15 protein-coding genes are annotated in these 16,563 nt (G+C 59.1%); 10 read left to right on the top strand and 5 right to left on the bottom strand.

What is annotated here, in order from left to right; all coding sequences use genetic code 11:
• Nucleotides 1–57 precede the first annotated feature (57 nt).
• From CWM61_RS12715 to CWM61_RS12745, 6 genes are all read left to right on the top strand, one after another.
• Nucleotides 58–1,464 carry an LLM class flavin-dependent oxidoreductase gene (locus tag CWM61_RS12715; protein ID WP_070612707.1) on the top strand — a complete coding sequence of 469 codons (1,407 nt, stop codon included), beginning with the start codon at nucleotides 58–60 and terminating at the stop codon, nucleotides 1,462–1,464.
• Nucleotides 1,461–2,483 carry a methionine ABC transporter ATP-binding protein gene (locus CWM61_RS12720; protein WP_032733728.1) on the top strand — a complete coding sequence of 341 codons (1,023 nt, stop codon included), beginning with the start codon at nucleotides 1,461–1,463 and terminating at the stop codon, nucleotides 2,481–2,483. The genes CWM61_RS12715 and CWM61_RS12720 overlap by 4 nt, the downstream gene beginning before the upstream one ends.
• Nucleotides 2,480–3,178: a methionine ABC transporter permease gene (locus tag CWM61_RS12725; protein ID WP_008806263.1), complete on the top strand. Its 699-nt coding sequence runs from the start codon at nucleotides 2,480–2,482 to the stop codon at nucleotides 3,176–3,178. Before CWM61_RS12720 ends, CWM61_RS12725 begins: the two co-directional genes overlap by 4 nt.
• The gene (locus CWM61_RS12730) at nucleotides 3,175–4,053 is read left to right on the top strand and encodes a MetQ/NlpA family ABC transporter substrate-binding protein (RefSeq protein ID WP_074387725.1); all 879 of its coding nucleotides are present in this window, start codon (nucleotides 3,175–3,177) and stop codon (nucleotides 4,051–4,053) included. The genes CWM61_RS12725 and CWM61_RS12730 overlap by 4 nt, the downstream gene beginning before the upstream one ends.
• A gap of 193 nt (nucleotides 4,054–4,246) precedes the next feature.
• Nucleotides 4,247–5,668, top strand: coding sequence for an MFS transporter (locus CWM61_RS12740; protein WP_074387726.1), 1,422 nt, complete (start codon nucleotides 4,247–4,249; stop codon nucleotides 5,666–5,668).
• Nucleotides 5,669–5,678: 10 nt separating this feature from the next.
• The gene (locus CWM61_RS12745; RefSeq protein ID WP_100631339.1) at nucleotides 5,679–6,902 is read left to right on the top strand and encodes an acyl-CoA dehydrogenase family protein; all 1,224 of its coding nucleotides are present in this window, start codon (nucleotides 5,679–5,681) and stop codon (nucleotides 6,900–6,902) included.
• A gap of 45 nt (nucleotides 6,903–6,947) precedes the next feature.
• Here the strand turns inward: CWM61_RS12745 and CWM61_RS12750 are convergent, their stop codons facing one another.
• From CWM61_RS12750 to queF, 5 genes are all read right to left on the bottom strand, one after another.
• On the bottom strand, nucleotides 6,948–7,889 hold the full coding sequence (locus CWM61_RS12750) for an aliphatic sulfonate ABC transporter substrate-binding protein (RefSeq protein ID WP_002915261.1): 942 nt from the start codon (nucleotides 7,887–7,889) through the stop codon (nucleotides 6,948–6,950).
• A 138-nt stretch (nucleotides 7,890–8,027) separates the two neighbouring features.
• Nucleotides 8,028–9,395, bottom strand: coding sequence for an L-serine ammonia-lyase (locus tag CWM61_RS12755; RefSeq protein ID WP_074387728.1), 1,368 nt, complete (start codon nucleotides 9,393–9,395; stop codon nucleotides 8,028–8,030).
• A 65-nt stretch (nucleotides 9,396–9,460) separates the two neighbouring features.
• Nucleotides 9,461–10,750 carry an HAAAP family serine/threonine permease gene (locus CWM61_RS12760; protein ID WP_008806259.1) on the bottom strand — a complete coding sequence of 430 codons (1,290 nt, stop codon included), beginning with the start codon at nucleotides 10,748–10,750 and terminating at the stop codon, nucleotides 9,461–9,463.
• A 508-nt stretch (nucleotides 10,751–11,258) separates the two neighbouring features.
• Entirely contained in the window at nucleotides 11,259–12,626 is a 1,368-nt protein-coding gene (gene ppnN / locus CWM61_RS12765) for a nucleotide 5'-monophosphate nucleosidase PpnN (RefSeq protein WP_074387729.1), read from the bottom strand.
• A 111-nt stretch (nucleotides 12,627–12,737) separates the two neighbouring features.
• Nucleotides 12,738–13,583, bottom strand: a complete 846-nt coding sequence (queF, locus tag CWM61_RS12770) for an NADPH-dependent 7-cyano-7-deazaguanine reductase QueF (RefSeq protein ID WP_061153490.1) — start codon at nucleotides 13,581–13,583, stop codon at nucleotides 12,738–12,740.
• 68 nt (nucleotides 13,584–13,651) lie between these two features.
• On the opposite strand from queF, the gene syd reads away from it, so the two are divergent.
• The 4 genes from syd to CWM61_RS12790 all read left to right on the top strand — a co-directional run bounded on the left by syd (nucleotide 13,652) and on the right by CWM61_RS12790 (nucleotide 16,400).
• The gene (syd, locus tag CWM61_RS12775; protein WP_061153491.1) at nucleotides 13,652–14,197 is read left to right on the top strand and encodes a SecY-interacting protein; all 546 of its coding nucleotides are present in this window, start codon (nucleotides 13,652–13,654) and stop codon (nucleotides 14,195–14,197) included.
• Between the two features lie 631 nt (nucleotides 14,198–14,828).
• Nucleotides 14,829–15,158 (top strand): YqcC family protein, encoded by a 330-nt coding sequence (locus CWM61_RS12780; protein ID WP_008806255.1) that lies wholly within the window; start codon nucleotides 14,829–14,831, stop codon nucleotides 15,156–15,158.
• A complete protein-coding gene (gene truC, locus CWM61_RS12785; protein ID WP_008806254.1) occupies nucleotides 15,158–15,952 on the top strand; it encodes a tRNA pseudouridine(65) synthase TruC in 795 nt (264 codons plus the stop codon). The genes CWM61_RS12780 and truC overlap by 1 nt, the downstream gene beginning before the upstream one ends.
• Before the next feature lie 4 nt (nucleotides 15,953–15,956).
• Nucleotides 15,957–16,400: a flavodoxin gene (locus CWM61_RS12790; protein WP_008806253.1), complete on the top strand. Its 444-nt coding sequence runs from the start codon at nucleotides 15,957–15,959 to the stop codon at nucleotides 16,398–16,400.
• The last annotated feature ends 163 nt before the right edge of the window (nucleotides 16,401–16,563 follow it).

Here is a 16,563-nt window from a genome sequence, read left to right on the forward strand (position 1 = left end):
TCCCTGATTCATTTTGATGCGTGCGCCCTGGCGACGGGCCGCGCTATGGAGATTGCTATGTCATCACAACGTGAAATTCGTCTTAACGCTTTCGATATGAACTGCGTCGGCCATCAGTCGCCGGGCCTGTGGGCGCATCCCCGGGATCGCTCCTGGCAGTATAAAGATCTGGAGTACTGGGTGGATCTGGCGCGGCTGCTGGAGCGCGGCAAGTTCGACGGGCTGTTTATCGCCGACGTGCTGGGGATCTATGACGTGCTGGACGGCAGCGGCGACGCGGCGATCCGCCAGGCGACGCAGGTCCCGGTCAACGATCCGCTGGCTCTGATCACCCCGATGGCGCTGGTGACGGAGCATCTGGGCTTCGGCCTGACCGCCTCGTTGTCGTTTGAGCACCCTTACCCTTTCGCTCGTCGTCTGTCGACGCTCGACCATCTGACCAAAGGGCGGGTGGGCTGGAATATCGTCACCTCCTATCTGGAGAGCGGGGCGCGCAATATCGGCCAGCAAACCCAGACCGACCATGACACCCGCTATGACTATGCCGATGAGTATTTGCAGGTGATCTACAAACTGCTGGAGGGAAGCTGGGAGGACGGGGCGGTGCTGCGCGACAGAGAGCGTAAGATCTTCAGCGATCCGCGGAAAATCCATCCCATTAACCATCAGGGACAGTTCTTTTCCGTGCCGGGGATCCACCTCTGCGAGCCATCCCCGCAGCGCACGCCGGTGCTGTATCAGGCGGGGGCGTCCAGCCGCGGCAAACAGTTCGCCGCCGGCCATGCCGAATGCGTCTTCGTCGCTGCGCCGTCGAAGGTGCTGCTGAAGAAGACGGTGGCGGATATTCGCCGCCGGGCGGCTGAGGCGGGGCGCGATCCGCACAGCATCCTGATCTTCAACCTGCAGACGGTGATTGTCGGCGACACCGACCGCGAGGCGCAGGCGAAGTGGCAGGAATATAAGCAGTACGTCAGCTATGAAGGCGCGCTGGCGCTGCTCTCCGGCTGGACGGGGATCGATTTCGGCCAGTATCAGCCGGATCAGGTGCTGAAGTATCTGCACACCAACGCCATTCAGTCGGCGGTGGAGGCCTTTTCGACCGCTGATCCGAACCGCCAGTGGACGGTGCAGGCTCTGGCCGATTGGGCGGGGATCGGCGGCTTCGGTCCGCTGGTGGTCGGCAGCGCGCAAACCGTGGCGGACGAACTGCAGTCCTGGGTCGAAGAGACGGACGTCGATGGCTTTAACCTCGCCTATGCCGTCACTCACGAAACCTTCCGCGACGTCGTCGAGCTGCTGGTGCCTGAGCTGCAAAAGCGCGGCGTCTTTAAGCAGGAGTACCGCGAGGGGACCCTGCGCGAAAAACTGTTCGGCGCCGGCCCGCGTCTGGCCGCGCCTCACCCGGGCGCCAGCTACCGCCGCGATGCGCGCACGGCGGCATCGGTAGAGGAGAAGGTGACATGATCGCTATCGATGACCTGCATAAAAGTTATCGCACGGCGGATGGTCGGCTCAGCGCGGTGCTGAAAGGGCTGTCGCTGCAGGTACCTGAGCGCTCCATCACCGCGGTGGTGGGGCCGAGCGGCGCCGGTAAATCAACCCTGGCGCGCTGCATCAGCCTGCTGGAGCAACCGGACAGCGGCAGCATTCGTATCAATGGCCAGGATCTGTCGGCGCTGTCCGGCGAGGCGCTGCGCCGGGAGCGGCGGGCGATTGGCACCGTTTTCCAGTCTTCGGCGCTGCTGAGCCGCAGGACCGCCTGGGAGAATGTCGCCCTGCCGCTGGCGTGGCTGGGTGTGGTGGAGCGCGATATCAAGGCGCGGGTTGGCGAGCTGCTGGAGAGCGTCGGTCTGAGCCACAAAGCGGATGCCTGGCCGGCCCAGCTCTCAGGCGGCCAGCGCCAGCGGATCGGCATTGCCCGCGCGCTGGCGCTGCGCCCGTCCGTTCTGCTGGCGGATGAAGCCACCTCCGGCCTCGATCCTCAGGCCACGGCCTCGGTGCTGGCTTTGCTCAAGCGGCTGCGTGACGAGTACCAGCTGGCGATCGTCCTGATCACCCATGAAATGGACGCGGTGCGCACGGCGGCGGATGCGGTGGCGGAGATCCGCGACGGGACGATCGTCCAGTACGGGCGGATCGAAGATCTGCTGGCGCGTCCCGATTCTCTGCTCGGCCAGCAGCTGTTGCCGCTGACGCCGGCGGCAGCGGCCCACAGCGATCTGCTGTTGCGTCTGAGTTACCGCTGGGATGTGCCGGTGGCCACCGACTGGATCAGCCGCCTGAGCCAGCAGTGGGCGCTGCAGATCGATCTCCTTGGCGGTCACGTCGAGGTGATCAATGGTCGGCTGGCCGGTCGCCTGCAGGCCGGAGTGCGCTTTCAGGGCGAACGCCTGTCGCCCGCGCGACTGCAGGGCCTGCTGGCGCAGCTCGGCATTACGGCGGAGATCCTCGACAGCGCGCCATTGCTCAGGGAGGCGGTATGAAACCGACAGTCATCAGCCAGGATACCCCCTGGGGCGAAATTCCTTCGCTGCTGCTCCCCGCTTATGGCGAAACCTGGCTGATGGTGGCCATTGTGATGCTGTTTGTCGTCACGCTGGGAGGGCTGGTGGGGGTGGTGTTGTTTAACGCCTCGCCGCGGGGGTTATTTCCGCACGCGCTGCTGTACCGGCTGCTGAACTGGGTGGTCAATATGGGACGTTCGCTGCCATTTCTGGTGCTGATGGCCGCCATTATCCCGTTCACATACTGGCTGACCGGCACCACGATTGGCATCCCCGCCGCGGTGGTGCCGATGATCGCCGCCGGCGTCCCGTTCTTTGGCCGTCTGGTGGAGAACGCGCTGCGCGAGTTGCCGGCGGAGGTCACCGCAGTAGGCGTCGTCTGCGGCGGGTCGCGCTGGCAAATCATTGCCAGCGCGCAGCTCAGTGAAGCCTTGCCCGCGCTGGTGGCGGCGGTGACGCTAAACCTGGTCTCGATGATTGAGTATTCGGCTATCGCCGGGACCATCGGCGCTGGCGGCATCGGCTACCTGGCCGTGGTGTACGGCTATCAGCGCTTCGACAACCACATCATGATCGCGACGATCGTTGCCCTGATCGCCACGATCCAGTTGATTCAATTTTTGGGTGACCGTCTGGTCAACCGTTTACGCCACACGCAGGGGAACCTTGTATGACAACAGAGCAATTTGAGTTACGTAAAGCGCGGCGCTGGCCCTGGCTGGCGGCGCTGGCGGTGATTATCCTGCTCGCCATCGCCTTCTGGTGGTGGCGGGGACATTCCCAAAGCCAGCAGGTGGTCTTCGGCAGCACGTTAAAAATTCACTACGAGCCGGCGATGGCTGGAGAGCAGCGGATCATTGAGTATATTAATCAGCATATTGCGCCCGATTACGGTCTGAAACTGGAGGCGGTGGGAGTGCAGGATCCGGTCCAGGCTGACCGCGCGGTAGCGGAAGGACAGTATGCCGGGACGATCTATCAGCATCAGTGGTGGCTTAAACAGGTGGTGGACGCTAACGGCTTTGCGCTGTCGACCACGGTGCCGGTGTTCCAGTGGGCGTTCGGCATCTATTCCGACCGCTACTCGTCGGTACAGGCGTTACCCAACGGCGCGACCATCGTCGTGCCTGACGATGGCGCCAATCAGGGGCAGGCTCTGTGGCTGCTCCAGCGCATTGGGTTGATCTCGCTCGACCCGGCGGTGGAGCCGCGCACGGCGAAGCTGAAAAATATTGTCGGTAACCCGCATCAGTTTGTCTTTAAAGAGCTGGATCTGCTGACCATGCCGCGGGCGTTAAATTCGGTGGATGCCGCCATCGGCTATGTCTCGCAATTTGACGCCGGGAAAGTCCCGCGGGAGAAAGGCATATTATTCCCGCCGGCGCCGCGCACCTTTGCTTCGCAATTAGTGATTGGTACGCCGTATTTATCGCAGGAAAATATCGTCAAATTAAAACAGGCTTTTTCTGACCCACGGATCCAGACGTGGTTAAAAACCACCGATGACCCGCTGGTAAAAGACGTATTAGTTCCGGTGTCCGCGGAATAAGCATCCTGCACGACGTCTATTTTCGTTGTTATTTATTTCCCTTGAGGATGCGCGAAAGCGCGTCCTTTTTGTGCTGGTAATATTTATTAACTTATTGATTATATTGATTTTTATATAATGATTTGTTGTTTTGATTCTCGCCGCGCGCGGTCTATAACCGCTAATGACCTGCACAAAATAATAAGGTGAAAAAATGAGTACATTTCCAGTGGATAATCCCGGTATCGCTTCGGTACCGGTCAGTAGCGTCGGGGATGTGGCGCGGCTAATTAATTCCGGCAAGGAACAAGCGAAATATGCGCGGATGATTGTCTTCCTCGCGCTGGGGGGCGTCTTTCTCGACGCGTATGACTTAACCACGCTCTCCTACGGTATTGATGACGTTGTGCGTGAATTCCAGCTCTCACCGCTGCTGACCGGCCTGGTGACCTCTTCCATTATGGTCGGGACCATCGTCGGCAATATTATCGGCGGCTGGCTGACCGATAAATATGGTCGCTATTCGGTCTTTATGGCCGATATGTTCTTTTTCGTGATTTCGGCTATCGCCGCCGGGCTGGCGCCGAACGTCTGGGTGTTGATTGGCGCCCGCTTCCTGATGGGCATCGGCGTCGGCATCGACCTGCCGGTGGCGATGTCCTATCTGGCTGAGTTTTCCCGCTTTGCCGGCAAAGGCAACAAAGCGGCTCGCCTCGCGGCGTGGTGCCCGATGTGGTACGCCGCCTCAACCGTCTGCTTTCTCATTATCTTCGGCCTCTATTTCCTGCTGCCGCAGGAGCATCTTGACTGGCTGTGGCGCGCCTCCCTGCTGTTCGGCGCCGTGCCGGCACTGTTGATTATTGCCGTCCGCAGTCGGTTTATGAACGAATCCCCGCTGTGGGCGGCGAACCAGGGCGATCTGACCTCTGCGGTGCGTATTTTACGCGATTCCTGGGGGATCCATGCCCATGAGGTCCCGGCGGCGAAGCCCGCGCCAGCGCCGAAAGTGAGCTTCCGCGTGCTGTTCGAAAAACCCTACCGTGAGCGGACTATCGTCGCCGGGGTGATGAATATCTGTATCTCCTTCGAGTACACGGCGATTGCCTTTTTCCTGCCGTCAATTCTTGCCCAGTTCCTCGGGGCTGGCGTCTTCGAAACTATTTCGGCATCGCTGGGGCTGAACGCCCTGTTTGCTTTTACCGGCGGGCTGCTCGGTATGCATCTGGCGTGGAAATATCCTTCGCGTCATGTGGCGATAGCCGGCTTCGCCCTGCAGTTTGTGGCGCTGATTGTGCTGGCGCTGGTGGGGCAACCGCACGCGACGGCAGGCATCGTGCTGGCCATCGCGATGCTGGGGCTGTGGCTGTTCGCCGAAGGGTTTGGCCCGGGTGCGCAGCTGATGATCTACCCGGCGCTCTCCTATCCTACTGCCATTCGCGCCACCGGGGTCGGTTTCAGCCGGGCGCTCTCCGGGATCGGCAGCGCGCTGGCGCTGTTTATTCTGCCGCTGCTGCAGGCCTCGCTCGGCACGCAGATGTTCTGGGTGGTCTCGCTTGCCGCCATTATTCCCATTTTCTTCCTGCTGGCGGTCCGTCATGAACCGACGCGAGAAGATATCGACGCAATCCATGAATAAGGAACTGACAATGACCTTGCTCTCCACAGGCACCGATTATGACGCACTGGCGGCCACCTTCCGCCCGATATTCACCCGTATCGCCCAGGGCGCCGCGGAGCGCGAACAGCAGCGCACTCTGCCCGATGAGCCGATCCGCTGGCTGAAGGAAGCGGGCTTCGGCACGCTGCGTATCCCGCGCGAGAAGGGCGGCTGGGGCGCTTCGCTGCCGCAGCTCAGCGCGCTACTGATCGAGCTGGCGCAAGCGGACTCTAACCTGCCGCAGGCCCTGCGCGCGCACTTTGCCTTTGTGGAAGATCAACTGAATCAGCCGGATTCCGCCGGGCGCGACCGCTGGTTTCGTCGCTTCCTCGACGGTGAGCTGGTGGGCAGCGGCTGGACCGAGATCGGCGCGGTGAAGCTGGGAGAGGTGAACACCAGGGTGACGCCGACAGAGGGCGGCTGGCGACTCGACGGCGAGAAGTTTTACAGCACCGGCGCGTTATACGCCGACTGGATCGATGTGTTTGCCCGGCGCAGTGATACCGCCGGCGACGTGATTGCCCTGGTCAGTACCCAGCAGACCGGCGTGGCGCGGGAAGATGACTGGGATGGCTTTGGCCAGCGGTTGACCGGCAGCGGAACCACCCGCTTTACCGGCGCCAGGGTTGAAACCGAACATGTTTATGATTTTGCCCAGCGCTTTCGCTATCAGACCGCTTTCTACCAGCATGTGCTGCTGGCGACCCTCGCGGGTATTGGCCTGGCGGTTGAGCGGGATGCCGCGCAGGGCGTCAAACACCGCTCCCGGATGTACAGCCACGGTAACGCCGCCGTGCCGCGCGATGACGCCCAGGTTCTGCAGGTCGTTGGGCAGATCAGCAGCTGGGCATGGGCGACCCGGGCCGCGGTCCTGCAGGCCGCGGAATCGCTGCAACAGGCCTATGTGGTGCACGCCAGCGACGACGACGCGTTGATTGCCCAGCGTAACCAGCTGGCGGAAGTGGAAGCGGCGCAGGCGCAGGTGATCGCCAGCGACTGGATCCCACGGGCGGCGACGGAGCTGTTTAATGCCCTCGGGGCGTCGGATACGCGAACCCGTCTGGCGCTGGATCGCCACTGGCGCAATGCGCGGACGGTCGCCTCGCATAATCCAGTGATTTATAAGGCACGTAATATCGGTAACTGGCTGGTGAACGGTGAAGCGCCCACCTTTATCTGGCAGATAGGCAATGGTGAGAAAACGGCGGGGTAAGCCTGTCGGCGACGGGAGGCGCAGTGCTTCCCGTCGTCAGGAAAATCAAGGTTTATCCAGCGACCAGGTGGCGCTGCGCACGTCGACTTTCACCGGCAGCAGGCCAATGCGCGTAAAGGTATCCGCCAGCGCCTGCTGTTCGTTATACACCGCCGGCGTCATGCGTTCGGCACCGTAGGGCAGGCGGGCCAGGGTCTTCAGCCAGATGGCTTTATCCAGTCCGGTTGAGGTCGACAGCAGCCCGGCGGCCTCGTCCTGATGGCTGTTCGCCCACGCGCTGAGTTTGCCTAGCTCATCGACCACCTGCTTTGCCGTCTCCGGATAGGTATCCGCAAACTTACGGCTGGCGAGATAGAAGGTGTAGTGCGGCACCAGCCCCTCGGCATTGCGGATCTGTCGGGCTTTCGCGTTGGTTTCCACTTCTGCGAGGAACGGATCCCAGATCACCCACGCATCAATCGCCCCGCGCTGGAAAGCGGCGCGGGCGTCCGCCGGCGGCAGATAGACCGGGGTGATGTCTTTATAGCTGAGGCCCGCTTTTTCCAGTGCGGCAACCAGCAGGTAGTTGACGTCAGACCCCTTGTTCAATCCCACGCGCTTGCCTTTCAGATCGGCCACGCTGTGGATTGCCGACTGTTCAGGCACCACAATCGCTTCCGTTTTCGGGTTAGCGGGGGAGTGGGCAAGGTAGACCAGATCGGCTTGCGCCGCTTGGGCAAAGGCCGGAGGCGCATCGCCGGTCGCGGCCAGATCGATGCTACCGACGTTCAGCCCCTCCAGCATTTGCGGTCCGGCGGGGAATTCGACCCAGCGTACGGCAATGCCCTGTTTTTTCAGGCTCTCATCCAGCGTGCCGCGATACTTCAGCAGCGCGAAGATATTCGCTTTTTGATAACCGATGTTGACGGTTTCCGGCGCTTTGGCCAGCGCGGAGGTAGAGAGGGCGGCGAGGACCAGCAGCCATGCGGGGCGGAATCGGTTGGACATTGTCTGTTCTCCTTAGCGGTTTTGCGTAAGGTAACAAACAGCGCTTATAACCATTAAATAACTAAAATTTTATTGATATAACAAAAAGAGTTATTCAGGACGATGACCCGACACGCCGAGGCGTGCCGGGTCTGGGGATTAATCGCAGGAGACGATCTTCATTGCCAGGCCACCGCGAGAGGTTTCCCGGTACTTGGCGTTCATGTCTTTACCGGTTTCGTACATGGTCTCGATCACTTTATCGAGGCAGACGCGCGGCTCGCTGGTCCGGCGCAGCGCCATTCGCGCGGCGTTGACCGCTTTCACGGCGGCGATAGCGTTGCGTTCGATACACGGCACCTGCACCTGGCCGGCAACCGGGTCGCAGGTCAGGCCGAGGTTATGCTCCATGGCGATTTCTGCCGCGATGCACACCTGACCCGGGCTGCCGCCCAGCAGTTCTGCCAGACCGGCTGCCGCCATCGAGCAGGCGACGCCCACTTCGCCCTGGCAGCCGACTTCAGCGCCGGAGATGGAGGCGTTCATCTTATACAGCGAACCAATCGCGCTGGCGACCAGCATATAGCGGGCCAGGGAGTTGCTGTTCACCTTGCGGATAAACTTGTCGTAGTAGGCCAGCACCGCCGGGACGATACCGCAGGCGCCGTTGGTTGGCGCGGTAACGACCCGGCCGCCGGCGGCGTTCTCTTCGTTCACCGCCAGGGCGAACATATTAATCCAGTCCACCACCGCCATCGGATCGCTGTTGGTGGTGTCCTGGCTCACCAGCATGCGGCGCAGCGCGGCGGCCCGGCGCGGGACGCGCAGTTTGCCCGGCAGGACGCCTTCGGTGGTGATGCCGCGCTCGATACCGGCGCTCATCACTTCCCACACCGCGGCAAAGTGTTGCTCCAGCGCTTCTTTACTGTGCAGCGCCAGTTCGTTCTGCATCATCAGGCCGGAGAGCGACAGCCCGGTTTCACGGCAGTGACGCTGCAGGTCGGCCGCGTTTTTATAGGGGTAAGGGACGGCAACCGGCGCGTCGGTGGTCTGGCCGAAGTGCGCTTCATCAACGATGAAGCCGCCGCCGATGGAGTAATACGTCTGGCTGTAGAGCACCTTGTCACCGGCCAGGGCGGTGATGCGCATACCGTTTTCATGCAGCGACAGATTGTCGGCATGGAAATTCATGCACTGATCGACCGGGAAGTCCACTTCGTGCTGACCGTTGGCCAGCATCAGGCGGCCGTGAGTGTTAACGTCCTGAATAAAGCCTGCAATGGCGTCGATGTCGACGGTATCCGGCAGGTTGCCGGCGAGGCCCATGATAATCGCGATATCGGTATGGTGGCCTTTACCGGTCAGGGAGAGGGAGCCATAGACGTCGACGACGACTTTGCTGACGTCGGCCAGCAGGCCGCGTGCAATCAGGTCGTCTGTAAATTGTTTGCCCGCTTTCATCGGTCCAACGGTATGGGAGCTGGAAGGGCCAATGCCGATTTTAAAGATATCGAATACGCTGATCATATGTATTCCCGTGCTGTCGGAAAGCGCGCCGCCGTTAAGCGGCGCGGGGGGAGGTATTGACTGAATTAGCTGAACAGCGAGTAGAAGATCGCGGAGATGGCAATCAGACCCATAATCACCACGAAGACGTTGCTGATATGGCCGCTGTATTTACGCATCGCCGGCACTTTCTGAATCGCGTACATCGGCATCAGGAACAGGATCATCGCGATAATCGGGCCGCCAAGGGTCTCGATCATCCCGAGGATGCTCGGGTTCAGCGTCGCCACAATCCAGGTGGTCACCAGCATGAACAGCGCGGTCAGCTTGTTCAGTTTGTTGACTTCGATAGATTTGCCTTTACTGCGCAGGGATTTAATCACCATGCCGTTAAAGCCTTCGCGGGCGCCCAGATAGTGGCCGAGGAAGGATTTGGTGATGGCGATCATCGCGATGATCGGTGCCATCCAGGCGATAACCGGCGCGTTAAAGTGGTTTGCCAGGTAAGACAGAATCGAGATGTTCTGCTCTTTCGCCGCCGCCAGGTCCGCCGGAGAGAGGCTCAGGACGCAGCTGAAGACGAAGAACATCACGGTCAGCACCATCATAATGTGAGCGCGGGCCAGGATGCTGGAGCATTTCTTCTCGGCGCCTGCGCCGTACTCTTCACGCTTGGCCACCGCGAAGGAGGAGATGATCGGCGAGTGGTTGAAGGAGAAGACCATCACCGGGATCGCCAGCCACAGGGTCATCAGCAGGCCATTGCCGGTTGCGGAGGCGCTGCTCAGGGAGAGCGTCTCCAGCGCCGCGCCGTTCCACTGCGGGATCAGGTACAGCGCCAGAATCATCAGGGCGATAACGAACGGGAACACCAGGATGCTCATCGCTTTCACAATCATCTGCTCACCGAAACGCACGATGGTCATCATGCCGACGATCAGGATCAGCGACAGAATGGCGCGCGGCGGCGGCGTCATGTGCAGTTGGTGCGCCATGAAGGTTTCGACGGTGTTAGTGATCGCCACGCTGTACACCAGCAGGATCGGGTAGATAGCGAAGAAGTAGAGCAGGGTAATCAGCTTCCCTGCGCCTACGCCAAAGTGTTCTTCAACCACTTCGGTGATGTCTTCGCCCGGATTTTTCCCGGAGAGGACGAAGCGAGTCATACCGCGGTGAGCGAAGAAGGTCATCGGGAAGGCCAGAATCGCCATGATAATCAGGGGGATCATGCCGCCGACGCCGGCGTTGATCGGCAGGAACAAGACGCCCGCGCCGATCGCTGTACCGTACAGGCCCAGCATCCACATGGTGTCGGTTTTACGCCATCCGCTGCGGGTTTCGCCCGAAACGATGGTGCTGGTTTGAGTGGTTTCCATCTGTATCTCCTGGAGGAATCAACAAAATCTAATGAACAAATACAATTACGTAACATGAAATTCGTTTGATTACGGTTTTTTAGAAATTTTCTCCGTAATAATTGGGCCGGAAAGATACATTTATATGGTTAATGCATCAGTGATCGCGATCTCAAATGCAATAATCCACTTTCAATGTGCGTATTTTTAGTCCAACAGCCTGTTTCTGGTGATCAGCCAGCGATTTGTGGCGCGCAGGCTACCATTTGCAGCATATGAGATAAAAGCGGAGCGGCGTAATAACGAGGGATTTACTGTAAAAAAGAGAAGTAGTCGACGTTTTTGCGCTTAAAACCATTTTTTGCAGTGATAATTGTCGCAGTTTTTACAAACGCAAACGATTGGCTATGTAGAAATGATTCAGGTGACTGAATAATAACAGAAAGGTTTTTAGCGCGTTCTGGAAGTCAGAGGAAGAGAGCCCGCCGGGGGCAGGCTGCAGAAGATACCCCGGCGGGAGAGCGAGAAATCAGGCGATGATTTCGTAGCAAGGAATGTAGGCGGTGCCGCCCGGCAGTTTCATACGATGCTGGGCGACGAAGCCCTGCAGCAGATCGTCCATGCGGCGCATCATCTCCGGGTCGCCATGCAGCTTGTAAGGACCGTACTGCTCAATGGCCTGGATGCCCACCTCTTTGACGTTACCCGCGACAATCCCGGAGAAGGCGCGACGCAGGTCGGCGGCCAGCACTTCTACTGGCTGGTCCGGGGAGAGCTTGAGATTGGCCATGTTGTCATGGGTCGGTTCGAACGGCATCTGCAGGTCCGGCGAGATGCGAATCGACCAGTTGAAACTGTAGGCATCATCGGTTTCGCGGCGGCTCTCTTTCACCAGCGGCATCGCTTTTTTCATCTGCCGCGCCACTTCCGCCGGATCGTCGATGATGATCCGATAGTGACGACGGGCGGACTCGCCCAGAGTATGGGTGATAAACTCGTCCAGCACGCGGAAGTAGTCGGCGCTCTCTTTCGGTCCGGTGAGGATCAGCGGCAGCACCTGCGCTTTGTTCTCCGGATGCATCAGAATACCCAGCAGGTAGAGCAGCTCTTCGGCAGTACCGACGCCGCCCGGGAAGATAATGATCCCGTGGGCGATACGCACGAAGGCTTCCAGACGCTTTTCGATATCCGGCATGATGATCAGTTCGTTGACCAGCGGGTTCGGCGGTTCTGCGGCAATGATGGACGGTTCGGTCATGCCGATAAAGCGGCTGTCTTTGTAGCGCTGCTGCGCGTGGCCGACGGCGGCGCCTTTCATCGGGGCCTCCATCGCGCCAGGCCCGCAGCCGGTGCAGATGTTCAGTTCGCGCAGTCCCAACTGGGTACCGACGCGGCGGGCGTAGAGATATTCGTTTTCATTGATGGAGTGGCCGCCCCAGCAGACGATCATGTTCGGCGCTTCGCCGACGTGCAGCGCGCGGGCGTTGCGCAGGATCGAAAACACCAGGTTGGTGATATGGACCGAACTTTCAAGATCGAGGTTCGGGAAGCGAACGGTATTGTGGATCTGGCCGTAAACGAACAGGATATCGCGCAGCACGGCAAACAGGTTGGCCTGCAGGGAACGGATAATGCGCCCGTCAACGAAAGCTTCTTCCGGCGGGTTGATCAGTTCCAGCTTCACGCCACGTTCGCGACGCAGCACGTTAATATCGAAGTTTTCAAAACGGGAGAGCAGCTCCTTGCTGTTATCGGTCAGGCTCCCCGAGTTGAGCACAGCAAGCGAGCAGTTGCGAAAGAGTTGATACAGGTCACTGCTGGCGGTGCGCTTAAGCATATCCACTTCCAGCTGCGACAGCATATCCATTGAACCAAGCGGGCTAACATGTGTAATCAAGTGAACTCCTTACAGGACGCTTATGGTCTTCCTGTGATTACAATAGCCCTGCGAGCGGCGTTTCCACAACCTTGCGCGCGCCTAAACGCACGCAAATTGTGAAATTATTTATTATTGTCGGGCGAGGCGGCCAGTGGCGGGGGAAAAGTCGCCGTTGCTGCGCCAGGGGTTGATATCCAGACCGCCGCGTCGCGTATAGCGGGCGTAAACGGAAAGCGATTCCGGCTGGCAGAAACGGAGAATATCGTTAAAGATGCGCTCGACGCACTGCTCATGGAATTCGTTATGGTGGCGGAATGAGACCAGATAGCGCAGGAGCTGCTCACGGTCGATTTTCGCCCCCCGATACTGGATCTGCACCGAGCCCCAGTCCGGCTGGTGGGTGATCAGGCAGTTGGATTTCAGCAGATGGCTGACCAGCGTCTCTTCCACGATTTTGCCGCTGGCGGCGCCCTGCAGATAGTCGGCGCTGAACTGATAGTTATCGATCTCGATATCCTGATCGTCGATGCAGGCGCCGTGCAGATGGGCGATCGGCTGGCCTTCCAGTTCATCCAGCCGATACAGCGACACCTTGACCTCGCCCTGCGCGCAGGCGCTGAGATCGCGAGTCAGCGTCTCTGCAACGTCCTGCCAGCTGGCGAAACGCGTCTGGTTAAAGCTGTTGAGGTACAGCTTAAAGCTTTTCGACTCCACCAGATTGACGCTGGTATCGGGTAGCTCGACGTGGCCGACAGCGACCTGCGGCAGACCTTTGGCGTTCAGCCAGGAGAGTTCGTACAGCGTCCAGATATCGGCGCCGTGAAACGGCAGGTTATCGGCATGCAGGCCCAGCGGATCGCGGTTAAGGCTGCGCGGAACGCCCTGCAGTAGCGAGGCGTCATAAGTATCGCGGTAATCGGTTGATTTACCGAGCGTCAGGCCGGCCAGCGCCTGATGATTATCGTAAGAAGACATGTTTCACCATAGTAAAGCGGGTACACTATCTCTCCAGTGTATCCTGTCTAACGTGAAGAGAGAAACCGGTGGACCATCAGACCGCAGAAGCGCTGCGCGCTTTTACCCAACGTTATTGCGCCGCCTGGCAGCAGCAGCGTAACAGCCTGCCGCGTAGTGAAGAGCTTTACGGCGTCCCGTCGCCTTGCGTCGTTGATACCCAGGGTGAGGCCGTATTCTGGCAGCCGCAGCCGTTTTCGCTGGCGCAAAATATTAGCGCGGTTGAACGCGCCCTGGATATTGTGGTACAACAGCCGCTTCATTCTTATTATACCACTCAGTTTGCCGGCGACATGACCGGCCGGTTTGACGGCGAAACGCTGACGCTGCTGCAGACCTGGAGTGAAGAGGATTTCCAGCGGGTGCAGGAAAACTTAATCGGGCACCTGGTGGTACAGAAGCGCTTGAAGCTGGCTCCGACGCTGTTTATCGCCACCCTCGAGAGTGAACGGGATGTTATTTCCGTCTGTAATCTCAGCGGCGAGGTGATCAAAGAGACCCTCGGTACCGCCAAACGCATCACGCTTTCCCCCTCGCTTGCGAGTTTCCTTAGCCACCTTGAGCCGGTTCTGTAATCCAGTCTACCTGGTCGTTTGTGAGAGATCTCTTACAAAACCTGTAAGAGATCGTCATCATTTAAGGCAAATTTAATCCCTTCATTTTTTTATAACTCATTGGTATTAAATCAGATCTTAATTTATTCGTCCTTTTGAGTGGGGACTAATCTTAAGAGATTGTCTCAAGAAGGGTTGTAAGACGAGGCAGAATCAGTGATCCTATGTCTGTCGACAGGGAGTCGCGAAATGAAGCGAACATCAGGATGATGGCGCTTCTGCAGGACCCGCCAGGATGGCGTTGCAAGGACAGGCTTCAGGATGAAGCAAGGATAACGCAGGATCGCGTAATGGACACCTCCAGGATGGAGAACGAGAGCCGCTCAGGATGAACGGTGGATCAGGAAGATCGGGACAAACTTATGGATAAGTCATTTCACATCGGGGTGGTGTGAAAGCAGGATGCACGAGTTTATGGATGAACATTGGTCAGGAGACCTCAGGAAAAGTTTTCAAGGACGAGCAGGGAGCACCAATGTAGCGGGAATGCTGCAAAACGAACCGGGAGCACTGTTTTTACAGTGCTCCCTTTTTTTATTTCTTTTGCGGATTTGCTATCCTGCGCCCGGTTTTTAACTCATCGAGGTTTCCCATGACTCTTCACGATAGCGTGCGCGATCGCCTGCGCGCCATTGAAGCCCTGCTGCGCGAAACAGAGCACTGGCAGGCGACGGCGCCGGACAGCAGCGCCTTCGCCAGCGATAAGCCGTTTTGCCTGGATACCCTGGAGCCGCTGGAGTGGCTGCAATGGGTGCTGATCCCGCGTATGCATCAGCTGCTGGAGAGCGGTCAGCCGCTGCCGCAAAATTTTGCCGTCGCGCCTTATTACGAGATGGCCCTGGATCAGGCCCACCCGGTTCGCGAATCCATGCTGGCGGAACTTCTGCTGTTAGATGCGCTGTTTGCCGGTGAGCAGGCCTGATGCTGGAGATTATCTACCAGGACGACTGGCTGGTGGCGGTCAACAAACCCTCGGGCTGGCTGGTACATCGCAGCTGGCTCGATCGCGACGAGAAAGTGGTGGTGATGCAGACCGTGCGCGATCAGATTGGCCAGCATGTCTTTACCGCCCATCGTCTCGACCGGCCCACCTCCGGCGTCCTGCTGATGGGGTTGTCGAGCGAAGCGGGCCGGCTGCTGGCGCAGCAATTTGAACAGCATCAGATCCAGAAGCGCTATCATGCGATCGTTCGCGGCTGGCTGATGGACGAAGCGCTGCTGGATTACCCGCTGGTGGAAGAGCTGGATAAAATCGCCGATAAATTTGCTCGTGAGGACAAAGATCCGCAGCCGGCGGTGACCCACTACCGCGGCCTGGCGACGGTGGAGATGCCGGTGGCAACCGGGCGTTATCCCACTACGCGCTACGGGCTGGTGGAACTGGAGCCGAAAACCGGCCGTAAGCACCAGCTGCGCCGCCATCTTGCCCATCTGCGTCATCCGATCCTTGGCGACAGCAAGCACGGCGATTTGCGGCAAAACCGCAGCGCCGCGGAACATTTTGGCTGTCACCGCCTGATGCTGCACGCCAGCGAGCTGTCGCTAACCCATCCGTTTACCGGCGAGCCGCTGACTCTGCGCGCCGGTTTTGACGAGGTCTGGATGCGCGCCCTGTCGCAGTTTGGCTGGCGCGGGCTTCTCCCGCTAAATGAAAGGGTTGAGTTTGCCGACGACTGCGGTCAGGATGAAGGGAATAAGGTCAATCCAGGGAGATAATAGCATGGCGGAAGTCGGAATTTTTGTCGGCACCATGTACGGCAACTCGCTGCTGGTCGCGGAAGAAGCGGAAGCGATCCTCAGCGGACTGGGACACAAGGCAACCGTGTATGAGGATCCGCAGGTCAACGACTGGGAATCCTATACTGGTAAATATGTGCTGGTGGTCACCTCCACCACCGGGCAGGGCGATCTGCCGGACAGCATTGTCCCGCTGTATGAGGGGATGAAAGATATGTATCAGCCCCATCTGCGCTACGGCATTATCGCGCTCGGCGACAGCACCTATGCTAACTTTTGCGGCGGTGGGCTGAAGTTCGACCAGCTGCTGCAGGAGCAGGGCGCGAAGCGCATCGGCGAGATGCTGAAGATTGACGCCAGCGAAGACCCGGAGCCGGAGAGCGTCTCCAATCCGTGGGTTGAGCAGTGGGCCACCCTGCTCGAATAAAAGCGCTGCCCTCTCCCTACGCAGAGGGCGCTCTTTCAATACGTCGCGGCCAGATATGCGGACGTCACAATGGTAGCGCGTTCCTGGCGCCACGCCTTTAGGCAAACGCCACAATATCCTTAGCAATATCATGGCTTAAGCCAGCCAGTTTCACCGGGTCAAG

The sequence above is a fragment of the Klebsiella sp. K-Nf6 genome, assembly GCF_002806655.1.
In the GTDB taxonomy this organism is placed as follows: domain Bacteria; phylum Pseudomonadota; class Gammaproteobacteria; order Enterobacterales; family Enterobacteriaceae; genus Klebsiella; species Klebsiella variicola.

Excerpts from the sequence above, each read along its gene's own strand:
- CWM61_RS12790 (WP_008806253.1), top strand. The coding sequence starts at position 15,957 with ATGGCGGAAGTCGGAATTTTTGTCGGCACCATGTACGGCAACTCGCTG.
- CWM61_RS12730 (WP_074387725.1), top strand. The coding sequence starts at position 3,175 with ATGACAACAGAGCAATTTGAGTTACGTAAAGCGCGGCGCTGGCCCTGG.
- CWM61_RS12720 (WP_032733728.1), top strand. The coding sequence starts at position 1,461 with ATGATCGCTATCGATGACCTGCATAAAAGTTATCGCACGGCGGATGGT.
- CWM61_RS12755 (WP_074387728.1), bottom strand. The coding sequence starts at position 9,395 with ATGATCAGCGTATTCGATATCTTTAAAATCGGCATTGGCCCTTCCAGC.
- CWM61_RS12760 (WP_008806259.1), bottom strand. The coding sequence starts at position 10,750 with ATGGAAACCACTCAAACCAGCACCATCGTTTCGGGCGAAACCCGCAGC.
- CWM61_RS12725 (WP_008806263.1), top strand. The coding sequence starts at position 2,480 with ATGAAACCGACAGTCATCAGCCAGGATACCCCCTGGGGCGAAATTCCT.
- CWM61_RS12715 (WP_070612707.1), top strand. The coding sequence starts at position 58 with ATGTCATCACAACGTGAAATTCGTCTTAACGCTTTCGATATGAACTGC.
- truC (WP_008806254.1), top strand. The coding sequence starts at position 15,158 with ATGCTGGAGATTATCTACCAGGACGACTGGCTGGTGGCGGTCAACAAA.
- CWM61_RS12780 (WP_008806255.1), top strand. The coding sequence starts at position 14,829 with ATGACTCTTCACGATAGCGTGCGCGATCGCCTGCGCGCCATTGAAGCC.
- CWM61_RS12740 (WP_074387726.1), top strand. The coding sequence starts at position 4,247 with ATGAGTACATTTCCAGTGGATAATCCCGGTATCGCTTCGGTACCGGTC.
- CWM61_RS12745 (WP_100631339.1), top strand. The coding sequence starts at position 5,679 with ATGACCTTGCTCTCCACAGGCACCGATTATGACGCACTGGCGGCCACC.
- queF (WP_061153490.1), bottom strand. The coding sequence starts at position 13,583 with ATGTCTTCTTACGATAATCATCAGGCGCTGGCCGGCCTGACGCTCGGT.
- CWM61_RS12750 (WP_002915261.1), bottom strand. The coding sequence starts at position 7,889 with ATGTCCAACCGATTCCGCCCCGCATGGCTGCTGGTCCTCGCCGCCCTC.